Consider the following 15265-nt stretch of genomic DNA (forward strand, 5'->3'; position numbering starts at 1 on the left):
GGAAAGCACCCGATGAGCAAGATCCGAATCGTCGTGATGGGCGTCTCCGGCTGCGGCAAGACCACCATCGGCGATCTCGTGGCCCGCGAACTGGGCGTCCCGTTCCTGGACGGCGATTCCCTGCACCCGGTGGAAAATGTCGCCAAGATGGCTGCCGGCACGCCCTTGACGGACGAGGACCGCTGGCCCTGGCTGGCCACCGTGGGCAGCAGGCTTGCCGGCGCGGCCGACGGCGGCCTGGTCCTGGCCTGCTCGGCGCTGCGCCGCTCGTACCGCGACGCCATCCGTGCCCAGGCGCCGGACACGGTCTTCCTGCACCTGAACGGCAGCAAGGAAGTCCTGAAGGCGCGGACGGAAGGCCGCAGCGGCCACTTCATGCCACCCGCGCTGCTGGACTCCCAGCTCGCCACCCTTGAGCCGCTCCAGGACGACGAGACCGGCGTGGTGGTGGACATTGCCGTGCCCGTCGCCGACGTCGTGGCCCAGGCACTCAAGGGGATCGTCGGCGTCGTACCTCCCGAGCGGACGGCCGGGGGCACCCCGCCGCGGCAGTTCGACGTCGACCTTGCGGCCGCGCCGTTCAACCTCGACGCCGGGGCCATCGCCTGGGTGGAGGGCACCCTTGCGGGGATGACGCTCGAGGAAAAGATCGGGCAACTGTTCATCAACCACAACAACGACTACTCGCCCGGCTACCTCGACGGCGTGCTGGACAACTATCACGTGGGCGGCATGCGCTACCGGCCCGGACCGTCAGCCGCCGTGCAGGAACACATCCGCTACGCCCAGTCCAGGTCCAGGATTCCGCTGCTGGTTGCGTCCAACCCGGAAATGGGCGGTGCAGGCAGTTGCGACGACGGCACGTTTGTCTCCACGCACCTGCAGGCCGGTTCCCACCCGGACAAGAATATTGCCCGGCAAATGGGGCAGGTGGCCGGGGTGGAGACCGCGGCCTTGGGCTGCAACTGGGCCTTCGCGCCGATCGTGGACATCCACTACAACTGGCGGAACACCGTGATCTCCACCCGCTCGTTCGGCAACACCCCGGAGATCGTGGTGGAACGGGCCAAGGAGTACTTCGACGGCATCAGCGAATCACCGACGGCTTGCGCCATGAAGCATTTCCCGGGGGACGGCATCGATGAGCGGGACCAGCATGTGGTCACCTCCTACAACACCCTTGGGTACGAGGAATGGAACCGTACCTACGGGCACGTGTACCGGGAGATGATTGCCCACGGGGTCCAGTCGATCATGGTGGGCCACATTGGAGCGCCGGAAGTTTCGCGGCATTTCCGGCCCGGCCTGGCCGACGCAGAGATCCTGCCGGCCACGTTGTCCCCGGAGCTCCTGCAGGACCTGCTGCGCGGGGAGCTCGGCTTCAACGGGCTGGTCCTCACCGATGCCTCGCAGATGGTGGGCCTGACGCAGGCGAAGAAGCGGAAGGACCTGGTCCCGGCAACGATCGCCGCCGGCTGCGACATGTTCCTTTTCTTCCGGAACCCGGCCGAGGACTTCCAGTACATGCTGGACGGCTACAAGTCGGGCGTCATCACCGAGCAGCGGCTGCACGACGCGCTGCGGCGCATCCTCGGCCTGAAGGCATCGCTGGGGCTGCACCTGAAGGCTGCAGACCAACTGGTGCCGCCTGCCGAGGCGCTTGCCGCCATTGGATCCGCTGCGCACCGTTCGGTGGCTGCGGAGATCGCCGACAAGACCGTGACCCTGGTCAAGGACACCGCGGGGAACCTGCCCATCACACCCGAAACCCATCCGCGGATCCGCCTCTACGGCATCTCCGGCGGTGCCGACTTCACGCGGGCTGATCCGCTGGCCTACCTGGATGTGGTGAAGGAGGAACTCGAGGCTGCCGGCTTCCAGGTGTTCTTGTACCGGACGGCTGAACAGCGCGAGGCGGCCGGGGAGACCGGGGTCAACTTCATGTCCGTCATCTCCGAGGAGGCCACGGGGGACTATGCGGAGAAGTACGACGCCGCCTTCGTGTTCGCCAACGTGAAGGGCTTCGCGCAGGAGGCCGCCATCCGGATCAAGTGGTCCTCGCCCATGGCGGCGGAAATCCCCTGGTACGTCACCGAGGTGCCCACCGTGTTCGTGTCCCTGAACCAGCCGAACCACCTCATCGACGTGCCCATGGTCAAGACGGCAATCCACGCGCACGCCGGGACCCGGGAGGCCATCCGGGCCACCGTGGAGAAGATCCAAGGCAAGTCCGGCTTCCAAGGCACCTTCAACGAGAACGTTTTCTGCGGATCCTTCGACACGCGGCTGTAGGGGCTTTGGACTCTGGGGGCCTCGGGGTGTCGGTTTGTAGCCTCGAGGCATCCCTGGAACCAGGAGGAGGTGTGCCATGGGTGGCACAGCGTCGGGTCCCGGTGTCCGTTCCGGTCCACAATCCGGGCCTGGCCCCCGGCGGCGCCGGCTTCGCGGTTTCCTTGCGGCCGCCGTCGCAGCCGGTCTGTCCACGCATGGCCTCTTGCCGCGGGTGCTGCGGACATGGGGTGCCACCGGGCCCGAAAAGACTGCGCCGCTTCCGGGCGACGAACTGATTCCCGACGCCGACGACGTCTGGACCATGGCGGTTACCGTCGCCGCACGCCCCGGCCAGGTCTGGCCATGGCTCGTGCAAATGGGAGTAGACCGGGCCGGCCTGTATTCCTACACGGCGGTGGAGAACGGCTTGCTCCGCCTGGGGGTCACCAACGCGGACCGCATCCATCCCGAGTGGCAGGACCTGAAGGTGGGAGACATCATCGCTTTCACACCTGGTGGCTACCCTGGCGGTAGGCGGGGGCCGCGCGTCGTGGACCTGGCGCAGGACCGCCACCTCGTCCTGGATTCCAGCCCGGGAGCCCCGCCCGGAACAGTGACCGGTACGTGGCAGTTCGTGCTGCACGACGCCGGCCCTTCCGGTACCAGGCTCCTGCTCAGGACGCGGTACGGCGCGGGCCGGCCTGCCGGGCTGCGCGTGATGGACTTCCTGCTCCGGCCCGGCTATCTCGTGATGGACCGGGCAATGCTGCTGGGCATCAAAAAGCGCGCCGAAGGGGGAGCCAACGGGCCGCCGTCGTCCGCCCCACACTGAAGGGAACGGCCCGAATGTTGGCCTCTGCGCTACTTCGCGGCCCTGCTGCCCTGGCCCGATAACCAATCAAGGGCTTCGCTCTCGTTCGTGAAGTACGCGGTGGGAGTCAGCGACCGTTGGGAAAACGCCGCCACGACCTTGCCCATGGGTCCGTCGCCGATGAGGGCCACCGCCGAGAATCCCCGGTAAGCATTCATGCCCGCCCTGGCCTCGGGCGTCAAACCTGCCACTCCGTTCAGGTCAACAAGGAGTGGCAGGACCCACCCGTCGCTGAAGCCTTCCAGGGCCCGCGCCGCCCGAACGGCAATCTCGTACGTTATGTGGACGTCCCGGGCCCAACGCAGCCGCAGAACCCCGCGCTCGCAGGACGCCGCGAAAAACTCGTTCATCCGTGCCCGGCTCCGCTCTTAGGCCTGTTTTCCAGGCGCAGATGCTTGATTGAAACCCTGTTCTGCATGAATGTTGCACAACGCACATCTCCTGGCGGTTCGCTTCAGTCGCGGGACGCGTACCGGCCGTTGGGAGGGGGCCACAGGGGCCTACGGCGCAACGATGAAGGCGCGCCCGGTTCACCCTCGCCCCCACCTAGACTGGGCTGGACAATCAAACCGAAGGAGAGCCCGTGCGTTCCCTTATCATGCGCCAGATCGCCGGACCGCTGACCGTCCAGGACGTAGACCAGCCTGAGGCCCCGGTAGGAGGCGTGGTGATCTCCGTCATCGCCACGGGCTTGTGCCGCAGCGACTGGCACGCGTGGGCCGGACACGATGACATCGCCCTGCCGCACGTTCCCGGGCACGAGTTCGCCGGCGTCGTCGTTGAGGTCGGTCCCGGAGTAACCGGCTGGGCGGTGGGTGACCGGGTGACGGCGCCCTTCGTGGAGGGTTGCGGGACCTGCGAGTGGTGCCTGGGCGGCAATGCACAGGTATGCCCGGACCAGCAGCAGCCGGGCTTCACGCATTGGGGGTCGTTCGCTGAGCGCGTGGTGATCCATGCGGCGGACACCAATCTCGTGGCGATCCCCGAGGGGGTCAGCTTTGAAGCGGCGGCCAGCCTGGGCTGTCGTTTTGCCACCGCCTACCGGGCCCTGACAAGCCGGGCACGCCTGGCCGCCGGTGAATGGGTCACCATTGTTGGCGTGGGCGGTGTTGGCCTCAGCGCCGTAATGATCGCCAAGGCACTGGGCGGCAACGTCATTGCCGTGGACCGGAACGCGGCCGCCCTTGATGTGGCGGCTTCCCTCGGGGCCGATCACGTAGTGGTCGCCGATGGTTCTGATATTCCGTCGAAGGTACAGGCCCTGACGGGAGGAAGCCATGTCTCCATCGACGCCGTCGGCAGCGAGCAGACCTGCGCCGACGCGATCCTGAGCCTCCGGCGACGTGGCCGGCACGTCCAGATCGGGCTACTGCCGCCGGTTGAGGGCCACCCGCGCGTTCAGATGGCCCGGGTTATTGCGTGGGAATTGGACGTTTTCGGAAGCCACGGGATGGCCGCGGCGGATTACCCTGGAATGCTCGCCCTGATCGAATCCGGCGCACTCCAGCCGCAGAAGCTTATTGAACGCGTCATCGGGTTGGAAGAGGCCGCAGAGATGCTGCCCCGGCTGGACAGCGCAAACGTCGCGGGCATGACCATGATCGATCCGAGCCGCTGACGCTTTTTCGGGGTGCGGAGCTTCAGCTGCCGGTACGGGTGAGTCGTTCCCGCCGGAGGATTTGAACCCCCTCCCGGCCGGGGCAAGCGAAAGGCCCGGGTTCCATTGTTTCCAGGGAACCCGGGCCTTTTTACGTGGCGGTGACGGTGGGATTTGAACCCACGTTGGCTTTTACACCAAACAACATTTCGAGTGTTGCACCTTCGGCCGCTCGGACACGTCACCAACCTCAATAGGGTACCGGAGCGAGGCCGTCATCCCCAAAACGAGGCCGGAGCCAGGCTGTTTGCCGGGTGGCCGGGCTGGTCGGTGGTTGAGCCCGCCGGTGGGTGGGCTTGTCGGTGGCCGGCCCTGCCGGTGGTTTGGTTTGTCGAAACTCAATCTGCCTTCTTTGGGTGACCGGTTGTCGTGGCCGGCCCCTAAATCTCGGACCTTAAATGTCGTACCCCCTTGTGATGATGGGTTTATGGGGAAAGCGGCGGTGGTGGGGGCGTTGGCGGATATTCGTGCTGCCCTTGCCGTGTTGGTTGCCGAGGTGGACGGGTGTGGCGCGGAGCCGTTTTCGGTGGCTGATCCGTTGGCTGGGTTGGCGGATGGTTGCCTTGATGTTCTGGCCGGTGTCCGTGAGGTGGAGGCCCGGGTCGCTGGTTTGAAGGCGCGGGCTGCGGTGGCGTTTGCGGATGCTGCGGGTGTTGTGGCGGGGCCGGGGGTGCCGGTGGTGGCGCAGGAGATGGCGGTCGCGGCGGAGGTTGGGTGTGTGCTGGCGCTTGGTCCGCGGGCTGCGTCTTCGTTCCTGGCCACCTCGCAGGCTGTGGTCAAGGGGTTGCCGTTGACCTTGTCGGCGTTGCAGGCGGGGGTGATCTCCTGGCAGCACGCCACGGTGTTGGCCGATGAAACGGCCGGGCTGGATGCTGCGGGGGCGGCGGGGTTGGAGGCCCATTTCCTGGACCCCGGTGCACCGGATCCGGTGCGGGGGTGTGCGGTGGGGGAGTTGCCGGCGCACCGGTTCCGTGCCAAGGCCAGGGTTTGGCGGGAGCGCCGCCATGCCGGGAGCATCGAGCAGCGTCACGCCAAGGGGGTGGTGGACCGGCGGGTGGAGTTCCGGCCGGACCGGGACGGGATGGCTTGGCTGGGTGCGTATCTGCCCGCGGACCAGGCGGCAGCGGGCTGGAACCGGCTGACCGCTGTGGCCCGGGGCGTGCAGGGACCCGGCGAGGCCAGGACCCTCACCCAGCTCCGGGCCGATGTGTTTGCCGCAGCGATCCTGAGCAACAGGCTCGCTCCCGGCGGCGCCACAGGAGGCGGTACCGGGGGCGGTGGCGGAGGTGGTGCTGAGGGCGTGGGCGGAGAGTTCGACGCCGGGACCGGGGACGGCGGCGGGAACGGGGTTGATGCCTTGAACCGGGTCGGGTCTGGGGCTGGCTTGTCATCCTCGGTCCGGGCGCAGGTGTTGGTGACGGTGCCGGTGTTTTCGCTGCTGGGGTTGACGGATGAGGCGGCGGTGCTGGATGGGTATGGGCCGATCCCGGCTTCGATGGCGCGCCGATTGGTCGCGGAGGGGGCGGGCTCGTTTTACCGGGTGCTCGTGGACCCGCGGGACGGGGCACCGTTGGAGATCGGCAGGAACAGCTACCGGGTGGGCAAGGCGATGCGGAACTGGCTCCGGCTCCGGGACGGTAAGTGCCCGTTCCCCGGCTGCAGCAACAGCTCACTGGATACCGAAGCCGATCACATCCTCGCCTGGGCCAACGGCGGGACCACCGGGATCAGCAACCTGGGACAGCCCTGCCCGAAACACCACCGCCTCCGGCACACCACCGGCTGGAAACCCACCCCGGCCAGCAAAACCGAACCACCGGGCTGGACCTCACCGGCCGGCCGCCACTACACCAGCGAACACCAGGACTGGCAACCACCCGTGTGGCCACCGGGATTCGTCGACCACGACAGGACGGCGCCGGAGCTGGAAAGAGCAGAGCCAAGGCCCCTGCAAAGAGTGCCCTTCAGCGTCGCGGACCTGAGCAGAATCGACTACTCGCTGGCCGAAGCGTGCCTGGACCGCATTCTCCACCCGCCCTCTGCTTAGGCTGCATGAAGCCCCACGCTCAAGCTGCGGTGCGCACTCTGTGCGCACTCGGTCCGCCGGGCCGTTCACCCGCCTCTTCCCAAACGCAACGGTGACCGGAAACGCCGCCGGCCGCCGTCGGACTTTCCCGGCGCATGCACGTCGGGCTAGATTCATCAGCAAGATGATGAATCCACAGCCTCCGATCCACGCAACCGCATACTGGACCACCGCAAAGCAGCACGGCGAGCTCAGGCCCGAAGAAATGCCCGCACCCGGTCCCGGCGAGGTGTTGGTCCGTGCCCTCTACTCCGGCATCAGCAGGGGCACCGAAATGGTGGTCCACGCCGGCGCTGTTCCGCCCCGGGTCGCTGAGCAGATGCGCGCCCCGCACCAGGAAGGAGAGTTCCCCGGGCCCGTAAAATTCGGCTACCTCTCCGTTGGCGTTGTGGAGGAAGGGCCCCAGGACTGGATGGGCGCACGCGTGTTCTGCCTGAGCCCGCACCAGGACCGTTATGTGGTGCCGGTGGAGTCCCTGACGCGGATCCCGGACGATGTCCCGTCCCGGCGCGCGGTGTTGACTGGCACGGTCGAAACCGCAGTCAACGCCCTGTGGGAGGCTGGGCCGCGCCTGGGGGACCGGGTGGCGGTCGTCGGCGCGGGCCTGGTGGGCGGCATGGTCGCCACCCTGTTGCGCACATTCCCGCTGCAGCGCCTGCAACTGGTGGATCTGGATCCGGGCAGGAAGCAGTTGGCGGACGCGTTGGGCGTCGACTTCGCCCACCCCGATGATGCCTTGGCCGACTGCGACATTGTCATCCACTGCTCGGCCTCGCAGGAAGGGCTGGGACGCAGCCTCCAGCTCGTCGGCGACGACGGCGATGTCATCGAGATGTCCTGGTACGCCAACCGGACGGTGACCATACCGTTGGGCGAGGATTTCCATGCGCGCAGGCTGTCCATCAGGGCCAGCCAGGTAGGCATGGTGGCCCGGTCCCGGCGCCACCGACGCACCAACGCGGACCGCCTCAATCTTGCCGTATCGCTGCTCAAGGACCCCGTGTTCGATGCCTTCCTGACCGGTTCATCCCGGTTCGAGGACCTTCCCGAGGTGGTCCAGCGCCTGGCCGACGGCACTCTCGAAGCCCTGTGCCACGTGGTCGAATACCCTTCCGGCAGCCCGGCCCCCAGCCAAGCCACCCACAACTCCTAAACGTAAGGTAACCAATGTTCAGTTTGACCGTCCGCCGCCACTTCATGATCGCCCACAGCCTTCCGCGCGAAGCATTCGGGCCTGCGCAAGCACTGCACGGCGCAACTTTCGTCGCCGAGGTGGGCTTCCGGCGTCCTGCCCTGAACTCGGACGCGATTGTGCTGGACATTGGAGCCGCCGGGACCATCATCGAGGACGTGCTGGGCGGCCTGAACTACCGAAACCTGGACGAGCACCCGGATTTCGAGGACAAGCTCACCACCACGGAGGCGCTGGCCGAGTACATCGCCCGGAAGGTGGCTGACAGGATCAAGGACACGCCAGACGGCCCCGAGCTGGCGGGAATCGACGTCACCCTCCGGGAAAATCCGGACGCCTGGGCCACCTACGCCTTGGACCTGTCCGACTGACCATGCGCCCCCTTCGGCTGCTCGTCCCGGGCAATATCCGCCACAGCTCGGGCGGCAATGTCTACAACGCGCGCCTGGTTGCCGGCCTCCAGGCCCTGGGTGCAGGGGTTGAGGTCATTGCCGTGGAGGGCACCTGGCCGGATGCCGGCGCACACGAACGACGCTGGCTGGGCGACCTCCTCGGGGCGTGGGACCCGGAAACACATCCCGGGCAGCCGGTGGCGATCGTAGATGGACTGGTGGCCGTGGGCGCTCCGGACGAACTGGAATTCGCTGCGAAAGCCGGCCGGCAAACGTGGGTCCTGGTGCATATGCCCGTGCCGGAAGATGCAGGCACGCAGGCCCTTGAACGCGAAGCCAGGGCTTTGTGCGCCGCAACCGGGGTCATCTGCACCAGCACGTCGGTGGCAAACGTGCTCCGCAAACGGGGGCTCCCGCAAGCGCGGGTTGTACTCCCCGGCGTGGAGCCGGCACCTTTGGCGGCCGGTTCCACGCCGCCCCACCTGGCGGTCGTTGCGGCGCTCCTGCCCAACAAGGACCAGCTGCTCACGGTCGAGGCCCTGGGCCGGATCAGGGATCTTGACTGGACTGCATCGTTCGTGGGGTCGGACCGGGCCGATCCGTTGTATGCGCAGGCAGTCCAGGCTGCGGTTGCCGGGAACGGTCTGCAGGAGCGGGTGTGGCTGACCGGCGAACTCACCGGCGAGCCGCTGGAAGCACAGTGGGCCCGGACCGACCTGACGTTGCTGGTGTCACGGACGGAAGCGTTTGGGATGGCCGTCACCGAGAGCTTGGCCCACGGCATCCCAGCGCTGGTCAGGGCAGGCACGGGCGCGGTGGAGGCGCTTGCCCTCGCCGGACTGGAAACGTCCGACGGCGGGCCAAGACTTCCGGGGGCAGCGGTTCCCCTGCCCGTCGGGGGCCAGGAGAGTCCCGGCCGGCTGGCTGCGGTCCTGCGGCGGTGGCTCGGGGACGCACGGGTCCGCGAGGGCTGGCGCGCAGCCGCAGCCGAGGCGCGGAGGGACCTCCCCGGCTGGAGCAGCACGGCCCAGGGCCTGCTGGCCGTAGTGGCAGCGGGCGACCGAGGGAACGGGCAGCCGCGGCCTGCCTGAAACGGGCCGCGGACTGCCTGAAACGGGCCGCGGACTGTCCGAAGCCGGCCGCGGTAAAGATGCCCGCCGCCGGACGCGCTAAAGGCTGCTGCGGTGCGCCGCGAAGAACTCGCGCAGCAACCGGGCGCACTCTTCCTCGCGGACGCCCGGGTACACCTCAACCCAATGATTGAGCCGCCGTTCGCGCAGGATGTCGAACACGGATCCTGCGGCACCGGCTTTCTCGTCCCACGCCCCGAAAACCACCCGGGGGATCCTGGCCAGGACGATCGCGCCCGCGCACATGGCGCAGGGTTCCAGGGTGACCACCAACGTGCAGTCGGAGAGCCGCCAGCCGTCGCCCCGGCCGCCGTCGAGCCTGGCCCGTTCCTGCAACCGGGCGGCAGCTTCCCGGATGGCCACCACCTCGGCATGGGCTGTGGGGTCACCCAGCTCCTCCCGCTGGTTCCGGCCGGAACCCAGCACCCCGCCGTCGGGCCCAATGACCACCGCGCCGATGGGCACGTCCTCCGTGGCGAGGGCGCGGTGCGCCTCCGCGAGGGCAAGGCCCATCCAGGCGTCGTGTTTCTTTTCGGGCAACGGCATGGCTCAATGATAGTTTCGGGGATACTCAGGTTACTTACCGATGCCGGGAGGCACCATGGATACGCTTCGGGACCGCTTGGGGACCTGGTTCAAACCCTACGCGGCGCTGGTCCTCACCATCCTCGTGGGCGGTGTTGTCATCGTCTCCCTCGCCCTGCTGGGCGCCGAGGTGTATGACGACGTGGTGGACTCCGCCGGGCTGGCCAACCTGGACAAGCCGGCGCTGGCCCTGTCCGAGAGCCTCCGCAGCCCCGGGCTCGACGCGTTCGTTACCGGGTTCACCAATATCGGCGGTGGCATCGGAATGCCCATCCTGGCCAGCATCCTCACCGCGTGGCTGACCTTCCTCAGCCGCAACTGGCGTCCGCTGGTCCTGATCGGTGGAGCCGCTGCCGTGTCCATTACCGCCACCACCTTCGGCAAGAAGCTGGTGGGACGCACGCGCCCGGATCACGCAGACGCCGTTCCGCCGTATGAGGATTCCCCGTCGTTCCCGAGCGGGCACACCCTGAACACCACCGTGGTGATCAGCCTGGTGGTGTACCTGATCTGCCTCCAGTTCCACGCCATGCGCGTCCGGGTCCTGGCCATCACGGCGGGCGCGGTGTTCATCATCGCCATGGGTTTGAGCAGGGTTTTCCTGGGCCACCACTGGCTCACGGATGTCATGGCGGGCTGGCTGCTGGGGCTCACCTGGGTGGGTGTGGTGATTATGGCCCACCGGCTGTTCCACATTGTCCGCAGGCGGGAACACGTGGGTGCGGCGCCGTCGTTCGACCGTCCCATCGTCCGGGACGTGGTGGCCGAGGAGCTGCACGACGGCGAACACTCCGGACCCGGCAAAGGCAGCGCCGGATGATAGTTTTAGGGGATGCGCACTCTCGTTGTTGACCACCCCCTGGTCGCCCACAAGCTCACCGTCCTGCGGGACAAAAACACGCCGTCGCCGGTCTTCCGCCAGCTGACGGAGGAGCTGGTGACCCTCCTGGCCTATGAGGCCACGCGGGAGGTCCGCACCGAGCCCGTCACCATCCAAACGCCCGTCAGCACCACGGTCGGCACCGCGTTCACCAAGCCCACGCCGCTGGTAGTTCCCATCCTGCGCGCCGGCCTGGGCATGCTGGAAGGCATGACCAAGCTGGTGCCCACCGCCGAGGTGGGCTTCCTGGGCATGGCCCGGGACGAGGAAACCCTGGACATCATCACGTATGCCGAGCGCCTCCCCGAGGACCTCACCGGCCGCCAGGTCTTCGTCCTGGACCCGATGCTGGCCACCGGCGGAACCCTGCGTGAGGCCATCAAGTTCCTCTTCAAGCGCGGCGCCTCCGACGTCACCTGCATCTGCCTGCTGGCAGCCCCGGAGGGCCTGGCCAAGCTGGAGGAGGAACTGGGCGACGCGAACGTGCACATCGTCCTGGCCTCCATCGACGAGAAGCTCAACGAGAAGTCCTACATTGTTCCCGGCCTCGGCGACGCCGGCGACCGCCTGTACGGGATCGCCGGGTAGGTTCCACCCTTTTTCAAAACCGTTCCCGCCGCTAGCCTGTGCGGATGGACTGGAAACTTGAACTCGTCTTTGTCCCTGTATCCGATGTGGACCGCGCCAAGGATTTCTATGTTAACAAGGTTGGCTTCAACGCCGACTACGACGAACGCCCGTCGGAGTCGATCCGCTTCGTGCAGTTGACGCCACCCGGCTCCGCCTGCTCCATCTGCATCGGCGAAGGGCTCACCGACGCTCCGCCCGGCACAGGATCCAACCTCCAGCTGGTGGTCAGCGACATCGAGGCTGCCCACCGCCAGCTCAAGGGCAACGGCGTGGACGTCAGCGACGTGGATGTACAGCAGTGGGGCCACTTCCTGTACTTCGCCGATCCGGACGGCAACAAGTGGTCTGTCCAGTACATCCCCTGGCGGAACGCCGGGCCGGGCGACGTCCAGGGCGCCGGTTAACGCAAACCGCGGGCCGCATCGACATGATGCGGCCCGCGGTTTGCGTTGCGCCCGGTGCTGGTGGTGCCTAGTACCAGTTGTGTGCCAGGTGGAAGTTCAACGCACCGCAGGGCGAGGCGTAGCTCTTCTTGATGTAGTCCAGGCCCCAGTTGATCTGCGTGCGGTAGTTGGTCAGGTAGTCGGCGCCTGCGCTGGCCATCTTCTCCGCCGGCAGCGACTGGACGATGCCGTACGCGCCGCTGCTGGCGTTGGTGGCGGTGGTGGTCCAATCGGATTCCTTGGTCCACAGCGTCTGCAGGCACTGCATCTGGTCCGGTCCCCAGCCAAAGGAGGACAGCTGGCTGGCGGCGTAGGCCTGGGCGCCCGCGGGATCGTTAACCGCGACGGCGGGAGCAGGCTCAGGCGCGGGGGCCGGCGCAGGTGCGGGTGCTTCAGCCGGCGGGGCGGCGGGAGCGGGCGCGGGGGCCGGCTCCGCGGCCTGCGGTGCCACGCTGATGGCGGAAGGAGCAGGATTTGCGGCCGGGTTGGACCGGATTTCGCTCTTCTCGATGCTCATCTGGGCATCCGCCGCCGACGTGGAAGCGCTTGACCCGGTGGACGACGCCTGGGTCATGCTGTTGGTCGCCTGGCCTGCCGCGCCAACGCCAACCAGCACCGCGCATGATGCAGCGAGGACCGCAACACGCCGGCCCACGGTGGTCTTTTTGGCGGGCTGGGGTTTGGCCCGATGTTTTGCCTTGGTTTGCAGGCATGGTTTTGCCATGGATTTAGACATGATTGATCGCCTCTCACACCTGCGGAGTTAGCTGTCGGGTTCGGATGAGGGCATCCGGCCGCACGGAAAAAACACGTGCTGGCTTAACCCCAAGGGCAATCATTGCCCGGGACGGTGGGTCCCCCGCCTCTGCCGTTGCTCAAGCGGAATCCGGGAAGCGGCAGAGCTTGGCGTCAACCCGGGATATGCGGCCCGAACGGGGACCGCACCCAATCGACGGTACAGGAAGATTGCGCATTAGTCACATTTGGGTAACGGAAGTCACGAATCATGGCGCGTCGATTTGCTGCAGGCGGATCCCCGGCGCCGGGTTATCCCGCCAGGATATAGACCGTGGTCCCGCCAATGTTTTGCGCCGGGAACGTGGACTCCACCCACTGTGCAATCCGGGTGGAGGCGTCAGAGCCGCTGCTGGACATCATGGTCCCGCCGGCAATGAAGTAGTGGATCCGGCCTTGGGAGACCAGCGCTTGGAACTGTTCCAGCGTGGGGGAGGGGTCGGTGCCGTTGAAGCCGCCCACGGCCATCACCGGCAGTTCCGTGGCCAGTTGGTAACCTGCGGCATTGTTCGAACCGACTACTGCCGCTGCCCAGGTGTAGTTTGAGGCACCGTCCTTCAACGCGGCCACGAGCCCGGCCGACGGCGTGGGCGCACCCAGAAGGCCGGCCATCCCGCCGGCGCGGCCACCGGTGGCACCCTGACCGCCCTGCGCTGCCCCGCCCTGGCCGGCCCCCTGGCCTTGTCCGCCCTGGCCGGCACCCTGGCCTTGTCCGGCCTGGCCGTTGAACTGCCGGGACGTGCCGCCCGCGCCAAACCCGCCGGTCCGGTTTCCGCCGAACCCGCCCGGGCCGCCGAACGACGGCGCCGGTCCGGCGCTGACAATGGCCCCGCTGTGCGCCGTCGCCGCCGTCGACATGGAGAAGGCCAGCGGGCCGGCGAGCGATGCCGCAATGGCGAGCGCCGTCGTCGTCCGTTGCACGGAGCGCAGGCGGATGAACCTGTTCAACCCTGTTCCTGCTGCGGCCGCAAGGCCTGCCGCCAGCACCACCCAGCGCAGCCACGGGCCGTAGGCGGATGTGGTTCCCAGCAGGGTGAATGCCATCAGGGCTGCCGCGGCCACTGCGGCGGCCAGGAAGACCGCCGCGGCGGCCTGCCGCCGGTGCTGCCAGAGAAGTACCGGGCCCAGGCCGGCCAGGGCTGCGATCCCCGGTGCCAATGCCACCGCGTAGTAGGGGTGGATGATGCCCGCCATGAAACTGAAGACCAGGCCGGTCACCAGGACCCAGGAACCCCAGATGAGCACCGACGCCCGGACGGCGTCAGTCCGCGGCGCCCGGCGTCCCACCCACAGCAGGCCGGCAGCAAGGATCAGTGCGGAGGGCAGCAGCCACGCGATCTGGCCGCCAAATTCGCTGTTGAACATCCGCAGCAGCCCCGGAACGCTCCAGCCGTTGGCGCCGCCCACGCTCCCTGTCTCGTCGCCTGTCAGCCGGCCCAGGCCGTTGTAGCCGAGGGTCAGTTCCAGGATGGAATTGTCCTGCGAACCACCAATGAACGGACGGTCCGCAGCCGGGATGAGCTCCACGACGGCCAGCCACCAGCCGGCCGCGGCAAGCATCGCGGCACCGGTGGCGAGCAGGTGCAGCAGCCGCCGACCCAGCCTGGCGGGTGCCGCGACCAGGTAGGCGAGGGCAAACCCGGGAACCACCAGCAGGACCTGCAGCTGCTTGGCAAGGAACCCGAAGCCCAGGAAAACCCCTGCCAGCAGGAGCCAGCGCAGCCTGTCCTCCTGCACGGAGCGGAGCACCGCATAGGCCGCGGCGGTCATGAGCAGCACCAGCAGGGCGTCCGGGTTGTTGAACCGGAACATCAGCGTGGCCACGGGCGTCAGTGCCAGCGCAACGGCGGCCAGCAGCCCTGCCCGGTGGGCGAGGCGCGGGTCACCGGTGGCCGGTGCCGCGGCCCGCCGGACGGCCAGGTACAGCAGCCAGGCGGTGCCGACGCCCATCAGGGCTTCAGGAACCAGGATGCTCCAGGAGCTCAGGCCGAAAATCCGGACCGACAACCCCATGATCCACAGGGACGCCGGTGGCTTGTCCACCGTGATGGAGTTGGCGGCGTCCGAGGAACCGAAGAACCAGGCCGCCCAGTCCTGCGATCCGGCCTGGGCGGCGGCGGAGTAGAAAGCGTTGGCCCAGCCCGATGCCCCGAGGTTCCACAGGTACAGCACGGCGGTAGCTGCCAGCACGGCTGCCAGTTCCAGGCGGTGCCGGAGGGCCGGGGGCTCCCGCCGCACGCCGGCCGCGGCAGCAGGGCTGGAGGCAGCAGGGCCGGGGGCAGCGGGAGCGGAGGGAGCCTGCACCGGAGTGGAGTTAGATCTGGCCATGGGGT

General features: G+C 67.7%; 14 protein-coding genes, 1 tRNA gene and 1 riboswitch. Of the genes, 10 read left to right on the forward strand and 5 right to left on the reverse strand.

Annotation, left to right across the window (positions count from 1 at the left end; all coding sequences use genetic code 11):
* The first annotated feature begins 12 nt into the window (after nt 1–12).
* Together AC4EEV_RS14635 and AC4EEV_RS14640 are read left to right on the forward strand one after the other, a co-directional pair.
* Nucleotides 13–2292 carry a gluconokinase, GntK/IdnK-type gene (locus AC4EEV_RS14635; protein ID WP_491329291.1) on the forward strand — a complete coding sequence of 760 codons (2280 nt, stop codon included), beginning with the start codon at nt 13–15 and terminating at the stop codon, nt 2290–2292.
* Between the two features lie 76 nt (nt 2293–2368).
* Complete coding sequence (locus tag AC4EEV_RS14640) at nt 2369–3103, forward strand: hypothetical protein (RefSeq protein ID WP_285320549.1); 735 nt, start codon at nt 2369–2371, stop codon at nt 3101–3103.
* Nucleotides 3104–3132: 29 nt separating this feature from the next.
* On the opposite strand, the gene AC4EEV_RS14645 is transcribed toward AC4EEV_RS14640, so the two are convergent.
* On the reverse strand, nt 3133–3492 hold the full coding sequence (locus AC4EEV_RS14645; protein WP_491329292.1) for a DUF7793 family protein: 360 nt from the start codon (nt 3490–3492) through the stop codon (nt 3133–3135).
* A gap of 248 nt (nt 3493–3740) precedes the next feature.
* Here AC4EEV_RS14645 and AC4EEV_RS14650 point away from each other — a divergent pair, with 248 nt between their 5' ends.
* Nucleotides 3741–4760 (forward strand): zinc-binding dehydrogenase, encoded by a 1020-nt coding sequence (locus AC4EEV_RS14650; protein WP_491330894.1) that lies wholly within the window; start codon nt 3741–3743, stop codon nt 4758–4760.
* A 135-nt stretch (nt 4761–4895) separates the two neighbouring features.
* Here the strand turns inward: AC4EEV_RS14650 and AC4EEV_RS14655 are convergent.
* A tRNA-Ser gene (locus tag AC4EEV_RS14655) sits at nt 4896–4985 on the reverse strand.
* Between the two features lie 241 nt (nt 4986–5226).
* On the opposite strand from AC4EEV_RS14655, the gene AC4EEV_RS14660 reads away from it, so the two are divergent.
* The 4 genes from AC4EEV_RS14660 to AC4EEV_RS14675 all read left to right on the forward strand — a co-directional run bounded on the left by AC4EEV_RS14660 (nt 5227) and on the right by AC4EEV_RS14675 (nt 9560).
* Nucleotides 5227–6846, forward strand: coding sequence for an HNH endonuclease signature motif containing protein (locus AC4EEV_RS14660; RefSeq protein ID WP_491329293.1), 1620 nt, complete (start codon nt 5227–5229; stop codon nt 6844–6846).
* A gap of 163 nt (nt 6847–7009) precedes the next feature.
* A complete protein-coding gene (locus tag AC4EEV_RS14665; protein WP_491329294.1) occupies nt 7010–8038 on the forward strand; it encodes a zinc-dependent alcohol dehydrogenase in 1029 nt (342 codons plus the stop codon).
* A gap of 14 nt (nt 8039–8052) precedes the next feature.
* A complete protein-coding gene (locus tag AC4EEV_RS14670; RefSeq protein WP_491329295.1) occupies nt 8053–8448 on the forward strand; it encodes a 6-pyruvoyl trahydropterin synthase family protein in 396 nt (131 codons plus the stop codon).
* 2 nt (nt 8449–8450) lie between these two features.
* Entirely contained in the window at nt 8451–9560 is a 1110-nt protein-coding gene (locus AC4EEV_RS14675; RefSeq protein WP_491329296.1) for a glycosyltransferase family 4 protein, read from the forward strand.
* Between the two features lie 78 nt (nt 9561–9638).
* Here the strand turns inward: AC4EEV_RS14675 and AC4EEV_RS14680 are convergent, their stop codons facing one another.
* A complete protein-coding gene (locus tag AC4EEV_RS14680) occupies nt 9639–10145 on the reverse strand; it encodes a nucleoside deaminase (RefSeq protein WP_285242263.1) in 507 nt (168 codons plus the stop codon).
* Between the two features lie 55 nt (nt 10146–10200).
* Between AC4EEV_RS14680 and AC4EEV_RS14685 the strand changes: the two genes are divergently transcribed.
* Genes AC4EEV_RS14685 through AC4EEV_RS14695 form a run of 3 tightly spaced genes read left to right on the forward strand, consistent with a single transcriptional unit; the run spans nt 10201 to nt 12098 of the window.
* Complete coding sequence (locus tag AC4EEV_RS14685; RefSeq protein ID WP_243835555.1) at nt 10201–11004, forward strand: phosphatase PAP2 family protein; 804 nt, start codon at nt 10201–10203, stop codon at nt 11002–11004.
* A 12-nt stretch (nt 11005–11016) separates the two neighbouring features.
* Nucleotides 11017–11652, forward strand: a complete 636-nt coding sequence (gene upp, locus AC4EEV_RS14690; RefSeq protein WP_109044758.1) for a uracil phosphoribosyltransferase — start codon at nt 11017–11019, stop codon at nt 11650–11652.
* Nucleotides 11653–11696: 44 nt separating this feature from the next.
* On the forward strand, nt 11697–12098 hold the full coding sequence (locus tag AC4EEV_RS14695; RefSeq protein WP_109044757.1) for a glyoxalase superfamily protein: 402 nt from the start codon (nt 11697–11699) through the stop codon (nt 12096–12098).
* A gap of 67 nt (nt 12099–12165) precedes the next feature.
* Here the strand turns inward: AC4EEV_RS14695 and AC4EEV_RS14700 are convergent, their stop codons facing one another.
* Nucleotides 12166–12873 (reverse strand): aggregation-promoting factor C-terminal-like domain-containing protein, encoded by a 708-nt coding sequence (locus tag AC4EEV_RS14700; protein WP_026264763.1) that lies wholly within the window; start codon nt 12871–12873, stop codon nt 12166–12168.
* Nucleotides 12874–12878: 5 nt separating this feature from the next.
* A riboswitch (cyclic di-AMP (ydaO/yuaA leader) is annotated at nt 12879–13039 on the reverse strand.
* Between the two features lie 145 nt (nt 13040–13184).
* Nucleotides 13185–15260 (reverse strand): glycosyltransferase family 39 protein, encoded by a 2076-nt coding sequence (locus tag AC4EEV_RS14705; RefSeq protein WP_491329297.1) that lies wholly within the window; start codon nt 15258–15260, stop codon nt 13185–13187.
* Nucleotides 15261–15265 lie beyond the last annotated feature (5 nt).

Source organism: Pseudarthrobacter sp. MOO14 (genome assembly GCF_058267675.1).

What these genes read in the sequence shown, in the direction of transcription:
- AC4EEV_RS14675 (WP_491329296.1), top strand. Translation starts at nt 8,451, where the DNA reads ATGCGCCCCCTTCGGCTGCTCGTCCCGGGCAATATCCGCCACAGCTCG.
- AC4EEV_RS14670 (WP_491329295.1), top strand. Translation starts at nt 8,053, where the DNA reads ATGTTCAGTTTGACCGTCCGCCGCCACTTCATGATCGCCCACAGCCTT.
- AC4EEV_RS14650 (WP_491330894.1), top strand. Translation starts at nt 3,741, where the DNA reads ATGCGCCAGATCGCCGGACCGCTGACCGTCCAGGACGTAGACCAGCCT.
- upp (WP_109044758.1), top strand. Translation starts at nt 11,017, where the DNA reads ATGCGCACTCTCGTTGTTGACCACCCCCTGGTCGCCCACAAGCTCACC.
- AC4EEV_RS14685 (WP_243835555.1), top strand. Translation starts at nt 10,201, where the DNA reads ATGGATACGCTTCGGGACCGCTTGGGGACCTGGTTCAAACCCTACGCG.
- AC4EEV_RS14665 (WP_491329294.1), top strand. Translation starts at nt 7,010, where the DNA reads ATGATGAATCCACAGCCTCCGATCCACGCAACCGCATACTGGACCACC.
- AC4EEV_RS14660 (WP_491329293.1), top strand. Translation starts at nt 5,227, where the DNA reads ATGGGGAAAGCGGCGGTGGTGGGGGCGTTGGCGGATATTCGTGCTGCC.
- AC4EEV_RS14640 (WP_285320549.1), top strand. Translation starts at nt 2,369, where the DNA reads ATGGGTGGCACAGCGTCGGGTCCCGGTGTCCGTTCCGGTCCACAATCC.
- AC4EEV_RS14705 (WP_491329297.1), bottom strand. Translation starts at nt 15,260, where the DNA reads ATGGCCAGATCTAACTCCACTCCGGTGCAGGCTCCCTCCGCTCCCGCT.
- AC4EEV_RS14700 (WP_026264763.1), bottom strand. Translation starts at nt 12,873, where the DNA reads ATGTCTAAATCCATGGCAAAACCATGCCTGCAAACCAAGGCAAAACAT.
- AC4EEV_RS14635 (WP_491329291.1), top strand. Translation starts at nt 13, where the DNA reads ATGAGCAAGATCCGAATCGTCGTGATGGGCGTCTCCGGCTGCGGCAAG.
- AC4EEV_RS14680 (WP_285242263.1), bottom strand. Translation starts at nt 10,145, where the DNA reads ATGCCGTTGCCCGAAAAGAAACACGACGCCTGGATGGGCCTTGCCCTC.
- AC4EEV_RS14695 (WP_109044757.1), top strand. Translation starts at nt 11,697, where the DNA reads ATGGACTGGAAACTTGAACTCGTCTTTGTCCCTGTATCCGATGTGGAC.
- AC4EEV_RS14645 (WP_491329292.1), bottom strand. Translation starts at nt 3,492, where the DNA reads ATGAACGAGTTTTTCGCGGCGTCCTGCGAGCGCGGGGTTCTGCGGCTG.